13 protein-coding genes are annotated in these 17,499 nt (G+C 49.3%); 3 read left to right on the top strand and 10 right to left on the bottom strand.

Translation table 11 applies throughout. From position 1 onward, the window contains the following. Positions 1-17: 17 nt before the first annotated feature. From B7982_RS02725 to B7982_RS02685, 9 genes are all read right to left on the bottom strand, one after another. On the bottom strand, positions 18-695 hold the full coding sequence (locus B7982_RS02725; RefSeq protein ID WP_088659433.1) for a tetratricopeptide repeat protein: 678 nt from the start codon (positions 693-695) through the stop codon (positions 18-20). 20 nt (positions 696-715) lie between these two features. Next, positions 716-1,156 carry a murein L,D-transpeptidase family protein gene (locus tag B7982_RS02720; protein WP_233138329.1) on the bottom strand — a complete coding sequence of 147 codons (441 nt, stop codon included), beginning with the start codon at positions 1,154-1,156 and terminating at the stop codon, positions 716-718. Positions 1,157-1,416: 260 nt separating this feature from the next. Continuing rightward, positions 1,417-1,851, bottom strand: coding sequence for a hypothetical protein (locus B7982_RS02715; RefSeq protein ID WP_088659431.1), 435 nt, complete (start codon positions 1,849-1,851; stop codon positions 1,417-1,419). A 213-nt stretch (positions 1,852-2,064) separates the two neighbouring features. After that, complete coding sequence (locus B7982_RS02710) at positions 2,065-3,078, bottom strand: hypothetical protein (RefSeq protein WP_088659430.1); 1,014 nt, start codon at positions 3,076-3,078, stop codon at positions 2,065-2,067. Positions 3,079-3,218: 140 nt separating this feature from the next. After that, positions 3,219-3,821 (bottom strand): 3-isopropylmalate dehydratase small subunit 2, encoded by a 603-nt coding sequence (locus B7982_RS02705; RefSeq protein WP_088659429.1) that lies wholly within the window; start codon positions 3,819-3,821, stop codon positions 3,219-3,221. An 18-nt stretch (positions 3,822-3,839) separates the two neighbouring features. Further along, a complete protein-coding gene (gene leuC, locus B7982_RS02700) occupies positions 3,840-5,249 on the bottom strand; it encodes a 3-isopropylmalate dehydratase large subunit (protein WP_012819912.1) in 1,410 nt (469 codons plus the stop codon). A 94-nt stretch (positions 5,250-5,343) separates the two neighbouring features. After that, entirely contained in the window at positions 5,344-5,796 is a 453-nt protein-coding gene (locus B7982_RS02695; protein ID WP_088659428.1) for a hypothetical protein, read from the bottom strand. 166 nt (positions 5,797-5,962) lie between these two features. Then, positions 5,963-7,495, bottom strand: coding sequence for a M23 family metallopeptidase (locus tag B7982_RS02690; RefSeq protein WP_088659427.1), 1,533 nt, complete (start codon positions 7,493-7,495; stop codon positions 5,963-5,965). Between the two features lie 3 nt (positions 7,496-7,498). After that, on the bottom strand, positions 7,499-7,906 hold the full coding sequence (locus B7982_RS02685) for a hypothetical protein (protein WP_072828146.1): 408 nt from the start codon (positions 7,904-7,906) through the stop codon (positions 7,499-7,501). Between the two features lie 418 nt (positions 7,907-8,324). On the opposite strand from B7982_RS02685, the gene B7982_RS02680 reads away from it, so the two are divergent. Beyond that, complete coding sequence (locus B7982_RS02680) at positions 8,325-14,729, top strand: Ig-like domain-containing protein (RefSeq protein WP_088659426.1); 6,405 nt, start codon at positions 8,325-8,327, stop codon at positions 14,727-14,729. A gap of 90 nt (positions 14,730-14,819) precedes the next feature. On the opposite strand, the gene B7982_RS02675 is transcribed toward B7982_RS02680, so the two are convergent. After that, a complete protein-coding gene (locus tag B7982_RS02675; protein WP_088659425.1) occupies positions 14,820-15,347 on the bottom strand; it encodes a DNA-deoxyinosine glycosylase in 528 nt (175 codons plus the stop codon). Between the two features lie 89 nt (positions 15,348-15,436). Here B7982_RS02675 and B7982_RS02670 point away from each other — a divergent pair, with 89 nt between their 5' ends. Both B7982_RS02670 and B7982_RS14855 read left to right on the top strand, forming a co-directional pair. Then, positions 15,437-17,002, top strand: a complete 1,566-nt coding sequence (locus B7982_RS02670; protein ID WP_014547303.1) for a peptide chain release factor 3 — start codon at positions 15,437-15,439, stop codon at positions 17,000-17,002. 102 nt (positions 17,003-17,104) lie between these two features. Then, positions 17,105-17,431, top strand: a complete 327-nt coding sequence (locus B7982_RS14855; protein WP_088659424.1) for a hypothetical protein — start codon at positions 17,105-17,107, stop codon at positions 17,429-17,431. The last annotated feature ends 68 nt before the right edge of the window (positions 17,432-17,499 follow it).

Here is a 17,499-nt window from a genome sequence, read left to right as displayed (position 1 = left end):
TATGAAACTCATGGAAATTATTTTTCTTTGCAGAATAGATCTTGTTTCTTCTTGTATTCGTCTTCTTTTTTCGTATCGCCTTTTCGTTTGTAATATAGCGCAAGGTTTGATAGTACAATGCAATCGGTAGGGGCGATTTTGTGGGCTCGTTCAAGAAGTGCTAGCGCGCTGTCGTTTTTCTGAAGCATATAGTGGATGCTCAAGAAATTCAATGCTTCGACGCTATTGGGGAGGTACTTGTACATCTGGCGGGACATGATCTCGAAACAGGAGTCGTACTCTAGTTCAAAGTATTTCCGTATGACAAGGGTAAATTCTTTTTCAAGCAACTTTTCGGCGTCGTCGATTTTTTTCCCGCCGGCAAGTTCGCATTTATCTTTTTTCTTTTTCAACAAAGTGTTAATTTTGTCAAAAAATTTAGACTGCATACCACATTCGTTTATTTCGCCGAATAACTGAACTTGCCCAAGCCACATATCGATTCGGTAAGGGTATTCCTTGGTTGCGGAGTCCAGTATTGCCGATGCCTCAAATACGCTACTCGGTTCAAGGCCTGGGTAAATATACTTAGAAGAAATGCGAGGCTGTTCTTTCAGTACTCCGTTGGCTTTTGCGATCCATTGCTCGGGCGTGGCTTTAGCGGCGAAAGTTTGTGCAATGCAAATTGTGAATAGGGTAATTAAAATCTTTTTCATAAAAAACAATATAGTTTATATTAAGGCAGAATTGTTATCGGAGTTCCGTCTTTGACGGCGTCATAGATTTCTTCGATTTCGTCGTTTGTGACCGCGATGCAGCCGGCTGTCCAATCTTTCCATTTATGCCAGAATTTAAAGAGAAATGCGGGAATCTTGTTCGGATAGCCGTGGATCATGATGTCTCCGCCTGGCTCGTAGTTACCATCTTTCGCGGCCTTGATTTGCTCTGCGTTCGGGTACGAAACCTTCAGCGATAAATGAAAAATGCTTTTGGGGTTGTGCCTTTCGATGGTGTAGTTGCCTTCGGGAGTCTTGTTGTCGCCGGACTTGACCTTCGCTCCAACTGGATTCTTGCCCAATGAAATTCTGTATGACTTCACAACGACATCGCCCTTGAGCAAATACATTTTGTGGTTAGCCTTTTCTACGAGAATGTTGTCAATGGGCGAGGTAATCATGACTTTAGGAGATTCCTTTTCTGAAGAGCAAGAGAACAAAAGAAATGTTAGTAAAAGTAGGAGAGGTGTTCGTGATATTTTCATCAGAAGCTTTTGAAATGTTGTGCGTTAAATATTTTGTAATATACAAAATGTTAAATGAGTTATAAAAAATGCTCAAGCTTTTAACCTGAACGTTTTTGAATGGGGTTCGCCTAGGGCGACGCCCTAAAACCCTTTGCTCGTAAAGCGCCTCGATAAAATGAGAACTTCGGCCAAACCTATTTTTTCAATAAATGGTTGTATTTTGAGTTCTTTGCTTGATTTGTATGCTCACAATACTTCCAATGGTTTACTGTCTTATATGATGGTCTGCATGTATAACCGTTTGAATACAAAGTGGCGATTAATTTTCCGGTTGTGCATTGATAAACGTATTCAGGACGTTCCGCTAAATATAATTGGTAGCCATCAGAATCACATGCCCATTGAATTAACGGCGTTTGCTTAACCTTTTCCCAATAAGCTTCTTGTTCTTTCTTTTTGTCGGCTTCTTCAATTCTTGTAGCAATAGCAGCTATCAATAATAAAATTAAGCATAAAGCCAATACAATTCCAAAGAACCAAGCCACGATTTTACCAAAAACTTTTAATGGTGTATAATTATTGGTAATAACACCGACAATGATTAAGCAGATTAAAATTATCCATAACATATGTATTTATGCCATATTTTTTTTGTTTGTTTTGTCTCTCAATGAATTCCTATAAAACAGCCTAAATATACCTTTATTTATGCGAAATTGCGGGGCCTTGGACTTGGAAAAATGGAAATGTTGAATAAATGACTATTATTTTGTCCTTTTTATTCGTCTTGCAAAAAGACGCCCAGGCTTTTAACTTGGACGTTTTTTAATGTTTTGAGGGTTCTACTTGTCAGTTTGTTCGCTGTCAACATTTTGTGGCTTAAACTTTTCCCAATAATCGAGATAGAAATTAACTGCATTTAAAATTTTCGTGGCTTTGGGAATGCGCTCGTCTGCAAAAGTGAAGAATAACTTTTTTTGCCTAAATTTCTTGTAATCGAGAAGAATTATTTCAGTAGATGTGCCAGATGTCGGTTCCCACCCGATGAAATATTCTTGATGGTAAGATCGAATACTTTGGGCCAAATTCTTTGCACTTTCCTCGTTTTGGGCTTCATCGACAATCCATCTGCAGGTCTTAGAGTTTAGTATTGACGGTGTTGTTTCCTTGCTTGAATAAAGATCTTGTAGAATTTCTTGTCCTACAAGACAAATTGAGTCTCCGTATACACGCAGGTTTATAGATGTCTGTTTTATAAATGATGGTCCTTTCAATGCAATAAGGATGTCTTCTTTGTTGATGATAATTTCGTAGTCATAGTATTTTTCCATTGATCTTAATCTATCGTCAAGAAGCGTCGTCTGGATGTCTCCATATTTAAAATCGGTTGTCCAATTGAGAGATGCTGAGGCAAAGAAGAGTGTTATTAGTTGAGCAACAATAAAAAGAGGGATGAATATCCATTTTTTCCATTGGAGTATTGTGAAAATGTTTTTGGCGTAAAGTAACAATAGCGAATTTATAAATAGAAGGGTGCACCCAAAGCATGTTGCAAAAAAATCGCTTTCATCATCAAAAATTTTTATTTCATCAGTGTAATTATCTATATGTGAGTATAGAAAATTTTTGAAAATAAAATAAACGAATGTGATAAGCAAAGCGAAACCAACTTTTTGGAATGGTCCTAGTTTTTGAATCAACCAGTTCGCAAAGCGAGTTCCTGTAGCAGTCATCGTCGCAATCATATAAAGTATAGCGAATGTTCCCAAATAAGGTAATAATGGAAGAAAACAGAGTAAAATTAGAGGCGTGTTGCCGATAAAGATCTCTTTCATGTATTCAAGAAAATATTGCATAACATGTTCCTTTTTTAATTTTCTTATTTAAATATATCTTTTTTATGTTTGGTTTTTGCTTGAAAAAAACGCCCAGGCTTTTAACCTGGACGTTTTTGAAAGGGGGGTGCCCGCTCAGAGGCGGGCATGACATCTTGCAATTACTTAAGGAACTGCATATACGGCAGCTTGCTTGCAAGTTCCTGCACCTTGTCGGCGTTGGCCATGAGGGCGGAACGTGCGTGCCAGGAGCCGTCGAGGAACTGGCCGCGGGGGCCGTCGGCAAGCGTGAGCTCGATGGTTTCGTCACCCATCTTGAGCGTACGGCTTTCGGTGCTGGTGACGAGTTCTTCGCTCGGGTGTGCTTCAATCCAGGAGAGGATCTTGTCTGCAACTTCGTGGCTTACCTTGTAGCAAGGCACGCCAATGGCCACACAGTTACCGAAGAAGATTTCGGAGTAGCTTTCGGCGATGATGGCGCGGATGCCCCAGCGCTTGAGTGCCTGCGGAGCGTGTTCACGGCTGGAACCGCAACCGAAGTTCTGGTTCGAAACGAGGATGGAACCGTTCTTGTAGGCCGGATCGCGGAACGGGTGGACCTTGCCCTGAGCGGCGAGGCCAGCGATATCGTCGGCAAAGGCGTTTGCGCCGAGGCCTTCGAAAGTCACGCACTTGAGGAAACGTGCCGGGATGATACGGTCTGTGTCGATGTCGTTGCCGCGTACAGGAACGCCGGAACCTTTAACAATGTCGATAGAATTCATTTTTTAAATCTCCTTGCGTTACTTGATGTACTTGCGGACGTCGGTGATCTTGCCTTCGATGGCGGCGGCAGCCACCATGGCGGGGCTCATGAGGATGGTGCGGCCCGTCGGGCTGCCCTGGCGGCCCTTGAAGTTACGGTTGCTGGAGCTTGCGCTGACCTGGCGACCCTTGAGCTTATCCGGGTTCATGGCGAGGCAGAGCGAGCAGCCTGCTTCGCGCCATTCGGCACCGGCTTCCTTAAAGATCTTGTCGAGACCGAGCTGTTCGGCTTCCACCTTGATCTTCATGGAGCCCGGAACGACCCACATCTTGACGGTCGGGGCAACCTTGTGGCCCTTGATGATTTCGGCGGCGGCCTGCAAGTCGGAGAGGCGGCCGTTAGTGCAGCTACCCACGAATGCGATGTCGATCGGGCGGCCAATCATCTTGGAACCTTCTTCCCAGCCCATGTATTCATAAGCTTCGGAAATGACCTTCTTTTCGCTGCCTTCGAATTCGTCGATCTTCGGCATGTTGCCGTTGAGCGGGATGGCTTGAGCCGGAGTGATACCCCAGGTAACCATCGGTTCGAGGTTGTCGCAGTTGATTTCGACTTCGTCGTCAAACTGGGCGTCGGCGTCGGTAGCCACAGACTTCCAGTAAGCAACGGCTTCGTCCCACTTGTCTGCCTTCGGGGCGTACGGACGGCCCTTGAGGTATTCAAAAGTCTTTTCGTCGGGGTTGCAGTAACCGACGCGGGCGCCACCTTCGATAGCCATGTTGCAGACCGTCATACGGCCTTCCATGCCCATTTCTTCGATGACCGGACCGGCAAATTCGTAAGCGTAGCCAACGCCACCGTTCACGCCGAGCTTAGCGATGTAAGCAAGGGCAACGTCCTTGGCGGTCACACCCGGCTTGAGCTTGCCGGTGAACTTGATGCGGCGAGTCTTGAGGGGGCTCATGGCGAGCGTCTGGGTGGCGAGAACGTCTGCCACCTGGCTTGTGCCGATACCGAATGCGATAGCACCGAATGCACCGTGCGTTGCCGTGTGAGAGTCACCGCAAGCAACGGTCATACCCGGCTGCGTCACGCCTTCTTCCGGGCCCACGATGTGGATAACGCCCTGTTCGCAGGTGCTGGGGCCAAAGAACTTGATGCCGTTATTCTTGGTGTTGTTTTCGATATGGGAGAACATCTCTTCGGAAATGCCGTCCTGGAGCGGGCGGTTGCGTTCCGGGAAAGTGGTCGGGATAATGTGGTCGACCGTGGCAAAAGTGCGTTCCGGGAACAGCACCTTCTGGCCTTCTTCGCGGAGCTGGGCGAAGGCCTGCGGACTCGTCACTTCGTGGCAGAGGTGAAGCCCGATAAAGAGCTGGCACTGGCCGCTCGGGAGCTTAGCTACCGTGTGGCTTTCGAAAATTTTCTGATAGAGTGATTTTCCCATAGATTTGTCTCTTTTAGGTTTGTTTTATTGCGGGTCAAATATAGAAAAAAGCGCAGCTCGCGGCCGCGCTCTCGTCAAAAATCATGCTTTAGAATTAGAACTGTTCAATCTGGGTATTGAACTTATACTTGTCCTTGTAGTAGGCGAGCATTTCGTTGCTGTTGGAGAATGCGCGGCGCAGCGGATCGCGGAGGGCCGGTTCTCTCTTGACCTTCTTGTTGATTTCCGGAACGACGTCCTTGAAGAAGAGTTCGTTGCTAGCGGCGGCAACGTGGTTCTGGTTGTATTCCATGTGGTAGCGGCGTTCGACCATCTGGAACAAGTCGGACTGGCAGGAATTTTCAGGCGGCAAGTGGCTTGCAACCGGCATATAGCACTGCTTGATGTAGTCTTGCTTCATGCTGACGATGAGGCTGTCAATGGCAGGAATATCGTGAACTGCGTCGTTATGGGTGGCAAGTTCGGCCTTTGGGGTTACGACTCCAGAGCAACCGGAAACGAGTGCTGCAGCGAGTGCGAGAGAAGCCCAAATGATTGAATGTTTCATGTCCTAATCCTTTTGTTTTGACATTGTTTTTTAACTACATCAATCCCGTGTACCAAAGTTACTTAATTGTGGATTAATTTGCGATAGTATGGGTGTAAATTTACTGTTACGAAAGCCCGTTTTTCACGTATTTTTACGTTACGTGTGACGTAAAACACCAATTTTTTTATTTGGAGGTCGGCTTGAACCTGTAAAACCACTTTATGGGGTCAATAACATCGTAACGAACGTTCCCGATTCTCTTTTTTCCCTTCTTGCTGACGAGGCCTGTAACGATGTGGGCGTGGGGTCCAGTTGTGTGCCCGGTAGTGCCAACGGTGGCGATTGGGTCGCCCGGCATGACTTCTTGACCGTTCAGATAAAGGAGCTTGTCGCAGTGCATAAACAAGATAACATCTTCTTTACGGACAAGTGCGATAATGACGCCTCCGCGTTCGTCTCGGCTAGTCCAGGCCTTGGCTCCAAACGGCGCTAGGATGCGGGCTCCCTGGCGGCTTGCGACGTCGATGCCGTTGTGCTTTCTCTGCGTGGCGGTCGCTGTTTCATGATAAAATTCCGTGAGGTAGGCGATGCTGTCCGAAATGACGGATGTCCAGAATTTCCAGGCGGCGCCAATGGTATCTGCAGAGGCGGGGCGCTTAATTTCGTCTGGTCGCGAGAATCGCATGACCGTGCCCTTGGGCGGAATGTTCAAGTTGTTCTTTTCCCATGCGACGACGCTAAAGCCGTTATCTTCGAGCGTTTTCGCTACATAGTTCTTGATCATCTTTTCGTTGGTGATGATGGCGTCGAATCTGCCAATGGCGTAGCGCGCGATGCGTTGCATGCTTTCGCTTCCGTCGAAGGTGTATTCGAACGAAGGCGCTACGGAGAGCTGGTTTCGTTCCTGGATGCGGTCGCGGAGGTTGGAATCGCTCCTGTCGATGTCGGTGACAAAGAGGAACGGCGCAATGATTACCGCAAGGAGGAGCAGCGGGAACAGGTTGCGGACAAGTCTCGGGAATCCGTCAAGCGGGTTCTTAGTGAGAATGGAAATCTTGTGAAGCTTCTTGATGACTTTCGCGAGCTCTTCCGGATTTTTCTTGAAATCCAGGGTGAACGCTTCCTTGGTGGCGCAGGCGTTTTTGCGGATGGCCTTGCGAGCCTTGGGGTAGGCGCGCCCTGTGGGGCGTTCCTTGGAAAGCCACAAAATTTCGATTTTTTGAGCCTCCTTGACATCTTCGATAAACGATGCTGCCGATTTCATGGAAAGCGGGGTCACGTGCATTATCAGGAGGCGGGCCATGGAGACCAGGTTCCCGACGTTTTCTACCTGCTCTGTCGAAATGATGCCGATAACTTGCGGGGCAATCGTTTCGAGGCTTCTGATATTGTGGTAGAGCGTGCGGAATTCGGTGTCCGAGGTGGGGAGGGGCTTGACGCCCGTGAACGAGATGCATCCGTCATCTGCGGCGGAGGCTGTAATCTGTTCGATATCCTCGGTGGAAAGGAGTTTTTGTGAAAGGTCCGAAGTCTGGAACGGCGCTTTCCCTTCAAAAGGGCGCTTTCCGGTAAAGTCAATTACAACAAAACGCGCACCGGCGTTAAGTGCCAGTGCGAACTTGTGCAAGGCTTCTGTGGGCAACGCTTCTTCGTCAGAAATGGCGAAAAGCGTAAGCCCGCCATGGTTGTAAAGGCTTTCTAGGACCTTTCTCTGCATGCCTTACTTGGCGGCACCGCGCGGATAGGAGTAGCCAGAAGGAGGAGCGGCGACGAACTTGTCGACCTGGAGGTAGAGTTCTTCAGCGGATGCGGCCGGATTGAAGAAGATTTCCTGGTTTCTGTTCTGGCTGCGGCCCTTGATGGGTTCGTTGCGGCGGCCACGGCTCACGATGCCGAGCGGGAGCACTTCGAGAAGCGGGAGCAAGCCGAAGTAGCGGAAAAGGCTGAAGTTCTTCTGCCAAGTGGTGCGTTCTGCCAAGATAGCGAAGGTCCCTTCGATGATGGACTTGCTCTGGAGAAGGTCTTCAGAGGTCATCGTCACGAGTTCGTGATTGGTCGGGAAGTTGTTCTGGAAGTTGACCATGTCGCCCTTGAGGTAGTTGGCGTCGCAGAGAAATACGAATTTCATTGTTTTTCCTGGTTAGATTTAATGGTTTATTTTCATAAAATAGCTATTTTTGGCCGATTTTGTCATTTTTTGAGGGGCCTTGTCGGGGCTTGATACCCAAAATCCCCCTAGTTTTACAAAAAATTTACAATAGAAAGTGCCTATAACCGGCAGCTTCGCGTCGAAATGGGCTTGAAAACGCATTTTTCCTGATTTTTTGCCATTTGGGGGAGCTTTTTCTGTAACTCGTTGATACTCAAATACTTACGTAAAATTGAAAAGCGGATTAGACAAAAAAGGCAATTTTTGTTAAGGAAAAAGATTCCTGCAGGGTGAAAAGTTTTGAGGGAAAAGCATTATATTTAGAAACGTTTTTTAAGGACGTGTGAGAAATTTCACAATGAAATTTTGATTGCGTGTATGGTATCGGAGATCGACAATGAATAAACTGAAGAGGTCCATGGCGACCTTGATAGCTTCTGCTAGTGTTATTGCAACATCATCGTTTGCGCAAAATCCTGCGCCTGCGGACCAGGCTCCACAGGCGGCCCCCGCACCGGCTGCCGCCCCTGTGAATGAACCTGCCCCTGAACCTGCTCCGGCGAACGAACCGCCACAGGTGGGTGGAATTCCTGGCGAATCTATTTTGGAAGGCGGGACTTTCTCGAAAATTAAGCTCGATAATTTTGTCACTGACGACACGGACCAGCCCTCGCAGATCCGCTGGAAGGTGAGCGGCAACAAGAACTTGAAGGTGACGATCGCTCCGGACCACACGGTTGAAATTGCAACGCCGGGCCCGCTTTGGAACGGCTCCGAAGACATTACTTTCACGGCAACGGACTCCAAGGGTGCCAGTGCGTCTGAAACGGTGAACTTCGCTGTCGAGTCTGTGAACAATCCGCCGGCGGTGACCCAGATTCCAAGCCAGGTCATCACGGAAGGCCAGCAGTTTACAAAGATCCGCTTGGATGACTTTGTGAACGACCCGGACCACAAGAAAGACCAGATTACATGGGATACCGAAGTAGTCCCGGCTGGCGGTGCTCAGGCCGATGGTGATTTGTCTGTAACGATTGACGGTAACCGCGTCGCAACGATTGTGGTTCCCGACAAGCACTGGTTTGGTGCCGCAAGAATCAAGTTCATCGCAAATGACCCGGATTACGGTAGCGACAACAAGACCGCTGCATTCACGGTGACGCCGGTGAACGACCCCCCGAAAATCACGAAGAAGATTCCGGATCAGATTATCGATGAAAAGAATCAGTTTGACATGATTCCGCTTGCCGATTATGTCGAAGATCCTGATGACGATGTCATGAAACTCAAGTGGACCGTTTCGGGCAACAAGGACTTGAAGATTGAAATCGACAAGTACGGTTCTGCAATTGCAACCATCCCGAATGAATTCTGGAATGGCCAGGAACGCGTGACATTTACCGTGACGGACGCCGCTGGCGCTTCTGCAAAGCAGGACGTTTTGTTCAAGGTCAATTCTCAGAACGATGCTCCTGAATTTGTTCAAAACATTCCGGACCAGACGATTGATGAAAAGCAGGAATTCGCTCCGATCCAGCTTGGCCAATACGTGAAGGATCCGGACCACCGCATCGAAATGCTCAAGTGGGCTGTTTCGGGCGCCAAGGATTTGAAGGTCTCTGTTTCTGGCGGTGTGGCTACAATCCGCATCCCGAACAAGATGTGGAACGGCTCTGAATCCATCAAGTTCAAGGCTACGGACCCGGAAGGCGCTTCTGCTGATTGCGAAGCTGTGTTTACGGTCAACTCCGTGAACGACTTGCCGAAGTTCATTCGCCCGATTCCGAACCAGAACATCAACGAAAAGCAGCAGTTCACCAAGATCAAGCTTGATGACTTCGTCAAGGACGAAGACCACAAGAATTCCGAACTCTCCTGGGATGTCGAAGTCAAGCACCAGGGCCAGATGCCGGAACTCGGTACGCTCAACGTGAATATTGACGACCAACATGTCGCAACTGTTGAAATTCCGGACCCGAGCTGGTTTGGTAACACGATTGCTACATTCACCGTGACGGACCCGGAAGGCGGTTCTGCTAAGCAGGATGTCGCTCTTAACGTGCGTTCTGTGAACGACCCGCCGGTATTCAAGAAAATTCCGGACCAGGCTATTGACGAAAAGAACGAATTTACTTCGTTTATCATGGATGACTACTTGAGCGATGCCGACCACGATTTCTCGAAGCTCAAGATTGAAATCACTGGCAATAAGGACCTCAAGGTCAATATCGATAACAGGTCTCATGAAGTCTTCGTGAAGATTCCGCACGACCAGTGGAACGGTACGGAAACTCTCATGTTTACTGCAACGGACCCGGAAGGCGCTCGTGCATCGACTTCTGCTAAGTTCACGGTCAAGGCTATCAACGACCCGCCGGTCATGAAGGATATCCGCGAACAGACCATCAAGGAAAAGGGTGAATTCCAGCCGATCGAACTCGACAACTTTGTCGAAGACCTTGACCACGCCAAGAATCGCCTCAAGTGGACGATTACGGGCAACAAGGAACTCAAGGTTGCCATGGATGGTGCTCATGTCGTGCGTATCACTCCGCCGTCTCCGCAGTGGCATGGTGCCGAAGCTCTGACGTTCAAGGTTTGCGACCCGGATAACGCTTGCGACGAACGCACGGCGAACTTCACGGTGGAATCCGTGAACGACGTTCCGATGTTCGTGAAGCAGATTATGCCGCAGACGATTCGCGAAAAGGGCCAGTTCCAGCCGATCAAGCTTGCTGACATGGTGAAGGACTTGGATAACAAGCTCTCTGACCTCTCGTTCTCTGTCTCTAGCAAGCCGGCAGCCGGCTCTAAGAAGAAGGATTCTGAACTCAAGGTCAATATTGATGCCAATAAGGTTGCAACGATTGTCATTCCGAACAAGTACTGGAACGGTGCCGAAGAAATCACGTTTACCGTAACAGACCCGGAAGGCGCAAAGGCTTCTTCTTCTGCACTCTTTACGGTGGAATCTGTGAACGACCTCCCGGAAATCAAGCAGGTGGCCGACCAGACCATTCAGGAAAAGGGCGAATTCACTCCATTCAACGTATCTGAACTCGTGTCTGACCCGGATGACCGTTTTGAAAGCTTGAAGATTGACTTCACTGGCAATAAGGACCTCAAGGTCGATATGTCCAAGGCGGGCATTGTGACTGTGAAGACCCCGAACAAGATGTGGAACGGTTCTGAAAAGGTGACCTTCACTGTGACCGACCCGTCTGGTGCCAAGGCCCGTACGACGGCAACGTTTACGGTTGTTTCTGTGAATGACCCGCCGGTCATGAAGGAAATTGCAAGCCAGACTGTCAAGGAAAAGGAATCGTTCAAGCCGATTGAACTTGACAACTTTGTTGAAGACCTTGACCATCCGAAGAACCGCCTCAAGTGGAAGATCGAAGGCCAGAAGGAACTCCGCGTGGCTATGGACCCGACGCATAAGGTGACGGTGACTCCGCCGAATCCGAACTGGAACGGTTCCGAAAAGATTCGCTTTACCGTGACCGACCCGGATGGCGCAAGCGACAGCAAGGAAGTTACATTTACGGTTCAGTCCGTGAACGATGCTCCGGAATTTGTCCGTGACCTTCGTGACCAGACGATTGACGAAAAGAAGCAGTTCCAGCCGATCAAGCTTGCTGATTTTGTCAAGGATCCGGACCACAAGATTAGCGAACTTAAGTGGACCTTCAAGGTTAACCCGATTAACCAGGGTTCTTCTTCCAAGAAGAAGGGCGGTGATGAACCTGCTGGTGAAACGCTCCGCGTCCAGGTGGGTGCAGACCAGGTGGCTAACATTGTTATCCCGAACAAGTACTGGCACGGTGCAGCAAACATCACGTTTACCGCAACGGACCCGGAAGGCGCTTCTGCAAGCAAGACTGCTCGCTTTGAAGTTCGCTCCGTGAACGATGCTCCGGTGATTTCTGCAAGCGCTCCGACGGGTGAAACGATTCTCGAAGGTGGCCGTTTCAAGACTATCGACCTCTCGACTCTCGCCGAAGACCCGGACCATCCGGCATCTTCCTTGAAGTGGGAAGTTACTGGCAACCGCGACCTCAAGGTGGATATCCGCAAGGACAACACCGTGATCGTTTCTGTTCCTGATAAGCAGTGGAGCGGCAAGGAAAACCTCACGTTCTCCGTGACCGACCCGGAAGGTGCTTATGCTCGCCACAAGATGGTCTTTGAAGTGACCCGCGTGAACGATCCTCCGACGTTCGTGAAGAGAATTCCGGACCAGAAGATCAAGGAAAAGGAAACCTTCAAGCAGATCAAGCTTGACGAATTCGTGAAGGACCCGGATAACAAGCCGAACGAACTCCGCTGGAGAATCACGGGTGCTAAGCAGCTCAAGGCCGAAATCTCTCCGAGCCGTGTGCTTACGGTGACGGCTCCGAACAAGGATTTCTGGTGCGCTCCTGAACTCATGATGCTCGAAGTGAGCGACCCGGATGGTGCAAAGACTTCTCAGACGATTACGTTCGAAATTGTCTCTGTGAACGATCCTCCGGTCTTGAGGGATATTCCGCCGCAGAAGATTCGTGAAAAGGGTACGTTCAAGGATATCGACTTGAGCAAGTTTGTCCGCGACCCGGATAACACCATGGAACAGCTCTCTTGGTCGGTCAAGGTTAAGAAGCCAGAATCCGAACAGCCTAAGAAGAGCAAGAAGGGTAAGAAGGGCAAGAAGGATGATGATGACGAGGAAGAAGAAGTCGTCAAGGATCCGTTCAGTGTCGTGATTTATAAGGGCGGCCTCGCTCACATCAATATTGCAGACCAGTACTGGCATGGCGAACGCAATGTCGTGTTCACCGTGAAGGACCCGGATGGTGCAACTGATTCCAAGACTGTAAACTTTGTCGTGGAATCCGTGAACGATGCTCCGGTCATCAGACCGATTCTCGCCCAGACCATCAAGGAAAAGGAACATTTTGAACCGATTGATTTGACCAAGTTCATCTCTGACCCGGATCATCCGACGAGTTCTCTCAAGATCGAAGTGGCTCCGACCCGCGCTCTCAAGGCTACAATCAATGCCAAGAAGCAGTTGGTTGTGACGACTCCGGACAAGTACTGGAACGGTTCTGAAAAGATCCGCCTCGATGTGACGGACCCGGAAGGTGCAAGAGCTTCTCAGCAGATTGACTTTGACGTGACTCCGGTGAACGACCCGCCTGTGATTACCAAGGAAATTGGCAACCAGAAGATCAAGGAAAAGGAAAGGTTTACTCCGGTGGACCTCGCAAGAATCGTTCACGACCCGGATAACAAGCCGAATGAACTCAAGTGGTCTGTTTCTGGCAACAACCAGCTTGTTGTGGATATCAAGAACGGCCGTGCAACAGTGACGACTCCGAACCCGAACTGGTTTGGCAAGGAAACTCTCACGTTCACGGTGATGGACCCGGCTGGCGATAAGCAGTCTGCCAAGGCTACTTTCGAAGTGATTCCGGTGAACGATCCTCCGAAGTTCAAGACGATTCCGCCGCAGGTCATTGACGAAAAGAAGACCTTCCCGGCAATTGACTTGACGAAGTTCGTGACGGACCCGGATAACAGCGTCGATGAACTCAAGTGGTCTATCGATGGTGAAAATCCGTTTGCTGTGGCTGCACCTGCAAAGGCTAAGCACAACAAGAAGGACAAGAAGAAAAAGAAGGCCAAGAAGCAGGAAGAAGCTCCGGCTCCGACGTTTGCTAAGCATGAGCTGAAGTACAACATCAGCGAAAAGGGTATCCTCACTGTTGAAATCCCGAACAAGTACTGGAACGGTACCGAAACGGTGACTATCAACGTGTTCGACCCGAGCAAGGAAAAGGCTTCTATCGACGTGCGCTTTACGGTGAAGTCCGTGAACGACGCTCCGGTCGTGAAGGAAATCCCAGGCCAGACGACGCTTGAAGGCAAGGCTTTCAAGTCCATCAACCTGGATGAATATGTTAGCGACCCGGACCACAAGAAGAACGAAATCAGATGGAGTGTTTCTGGTGCTAAGAATATCGACGTGAGAATCAATGCTAACCACGTTGCTGAAATCAAGCCGAGAAGGGATAACTGGTTCGGTGACGAAACGATTATCTTTACCGCAACGGACCCGGCTGGCGCTTCTGACAAGTCTGTCGTGAAGTTCATCGTGAAGCATGTGAATGCCGCTCCGGTGATGCGTGACATTCCTGATTACACCATCAGGGAAAATCAGAATGAAGGCGTGATTGCAACGATTAAGCTTGACCAGTATGCTCGCGATAAGGACCACAACTTCGACGACCTCAAGTGGAAATTCACGGGTCAGAAGCAGTTGCAGGTGACTTACGACAAGTCCAAGAAAACTGTGATTGTGGCTCAGCCGTACTCTCACTGGAAGGGCAAGCCGGAACGCATCACGTTCACGGTCACTGACCCGGAAGGTGCAACGGCTCACAAGACCGCTACATTCACGGTGATTGCTGTGAACAACGCTCCGGAAACGAAGCCGCTCTCTTACCAGACTCGCGAAGGCGAAACGCTCAAGGTTCCGGCTGCAACAGGCCTCATGTCTGCCGCTAAGGATCCGGATGGCGACAAGCTCGAATCCGTGAAGACGGTGATGAAGCCGCGCAATGGTCGAATCGTCTTGAACGAAAAGAACGGTTCCTTCGAATACACCCCGAATAAGGGCTTCTCTGGAATTGATGAATTTACGTACAAGGTGTACGACCCGTCTGGACTCGGTTCCAAGGTGACGAACGTGGAAATCAGCGTCCAGTTCAAGCCGAAGGATGTCCGCGGAAATAACGCTAACAAGAAAAAGAAATAAGGATTTCCTTGTAAAATAAAGAGCGCCTCGTGGTTAAAGCCGCGGGGCGTTTTTGCATTTGTCATTCCCGCCACCGAGCGGGAATCTCCTTTAGTTGTTAGTTATTACTCGGTACGCTTCCACGAGCTTCTCGAATTTGACGGCGCAGTTGGCGGGGGAGGTGGAAGGTAGCTTTACAGCCTTGATTCCGGTCGATTTTTCGCAGTACTTTTCGTAGAGCTTGTGGGCGGTGGCGCCTGTGCAAAAGATGCGTTTGATTTTCGTTTGGGCGAGGAGCGAGGTGATGTCGTTGGGCACGACATCTTCGATGCTCGTGTCACTTGCCCCGATGATGGTGCAACTGTCGAGAACGTCCCAAAGGGCGATGTGGTGCTTTAAAAGCATCGATTTTTTCTCATCGATGGTTGCGGGGAGAGGCTCGTTCAAGACGCTTGCGAGAACTTTCCAGAAACGGTTTTGCGGATGCCCGTAATAGAAGCCCTGTTCGCGCGATTTGGGCGAGGGGATGGAACCGAGCAAAAGAACCTCCGAATTTGCGTCAAATAGCGCAGGGAACTCATGCGTTACCCGAGTCCTCGTATTCTTTGCGGTTTTAGTTTGCGACTTCTTTGTTGCCATATCCTTAAAAATAAAAAGATATTTCGAGGCTCTCGCTCAGGATGACCCCATCATTGAACTTAACCCCTAAAGTTACTATATTTGGCGCCATGAATCCAGAAATTGAAAAACGCCGCACTTTCGCTATTGTCAGCCACCCTGACGCCGGTAAAACCACCATCACCGAAAAATTCCTGTGGTACGGGAATGTGATTCGCGAGGCTGGTCACGTGCGCGCGAAGGCCAACAAGAGCTACACTGTTAGTGACTGGATGAAGATTGAACAGCAGCGTGGTATTTCTGTTTCGAGTTCCGTGCTGAACTTCCCGTTTGAAGGTTGCATGTTCAACCTCGTCGATACCCCGGGGCATCAGGACTTCTGCGAAGACACGTACCGTGCGCTTACCGCTGTCGATGCTGCTCTCGTGCTTATCGATAGCGTGAATGGTGTTGAAAAGCAGACGATTCGCTTGATGAATGTCTGCCGCATGCGCCATACGCCGATTATCACGTTCATCAACAAGATGGACTTGGATGGCCGTCATGTGCTTGACTTGCTCGACCAGATTGAAAGCGTTTTGCAGATTAAGACCGCTCCGTTTACGCTCCCGATTGGCGTCGGTAAGCTTTTTAAGGGCGTCTATTCCATCGCCGAAAATACGTTCCACACGTTCAACCCGGACGATGGCAAGCAAGAGATTATCCAGATGGAAGGCCCGGACGATCCGCGTCTCGTTGAACTTTGTGGTGAAAACTGGGTGAACCAGTTTAAGGAAGAATACGAAATGGTCACGGGCGGTATGGATCCGTTCGACCACGAAAAGTTCCTGAAGGGCGAAATGTGCCCGGTGTTCTTCGGTTCTGCAGTGAACAACTTCGGTGTGCGTCAGCTTTTGAACGCTTTTGCAAAACTCGCTCCGCCGCCGATGATCCGCGACACCGACAAGCGCCCGGTCAAGCCGGACGAAGACGCTTTCAGCGCATTTGTCTTCAAGATTCAGGCCAACATGGACCCGAAACACCGCGACCGCACGGCATTCCTCCGCATTTGCTCGGGCAGCTTTACCCGTGGCGAAAAGGTTTTCCACGTGCGTACGGGTCGTGACATCCGCTTGGCAGCTCCGACCGCATTCCTCGCGAAGGACAAGGAAGTCATTGACCACGCCTGGGCGGGCGATATTGTGGGTATTAACGACCCGGGACTTTTCCGCATTGGCGATACGCTCACGGACGGCGAAAAGATGAACTTCACGGGCATCCCGGACTTTGCTCCGGAACACTTTGCCCGCGTGACGCTCTTGAACCCGCTCAAGTCCAAGCAGATGGCGAAGGGCCTTGCCGAACTTTCGGAAGAAGGTGCAACGCAGCTTTATGAACCGCTCAAGTCCGCTGTGCCTGTCGTGGGCGTTGTGGGTGAACTCCAGTTCGACGTGCTCAAGTTCCGTTTGCAGAGCGAATACGGTGCCGACGTGCAGCTCGACCGCGTGCCCGCCCATTGCATCCGCTGGGTGAAAGGCCCTGAAGCCGATGTTGGCAAGTTCGCTGAAGAATACGCCGGCGATTGCATGATGGATAAGGAACGCAATCTCGTGTGCCTCTTCCCGAATGAGTACCGCCTGAACCTTGCGCTCAAAAACTACGAACGCTTGAGCTTCGCTGAAACCTCGCAAGGGTAGTTTATTCTTGTCATTCTGGAGGTCCGACGGGCCGATAGAATCCAGTGATTTCTTTTAACGGCAACTTTTAGTTAAGTTGTCGTTTTTTGTATATTGAAAAATATGAAGTGGTTCTTTTGGACGCTGTTAATTTGTATTCTATTTTTTATTATAACTAGCTTTATTTGGAATGTAAGGCAGGGTTTGGAATCGTCTTTTTTAGTTGCTTTTGCTTCTTTGTTACTTTATATGTCTAAAAAGCCGACTGCGTATTTTATCGAGTGGCTTGCTTTTACGATTGTTTTTACCATAGGCTTACTTTTATCGCTGCATTTGGGGGTGAAAATTCCGACGCGTCCTGTGCCATTGAACGAACTTTGGCTTAGTGTCCCGCATACTTTGAGTATATCGGGTTTGATTGCGTGGTATTTTATGAAGAAGCATAAATAGCAGCCATCTATTTTTCTAAATTTTATCCCGTTCAAATTTAAGACGTGATATATTCACGAGGTAAAATA

Origin of the sequence: Fibrobacter sp. UWB2, from assembly GCF_002210425.1 — a bacterium.
GTDB classification, from domain to species: Bacteria; Fibrobacterota; Fibrobacteria; order Fibrobacterales; family Fibrobacteraceae; genus Fibrobacter; species Fibrobacter elongatus.
This window is presented reverse-complemented; position numbering and strand designations above follow the sequence as displayed.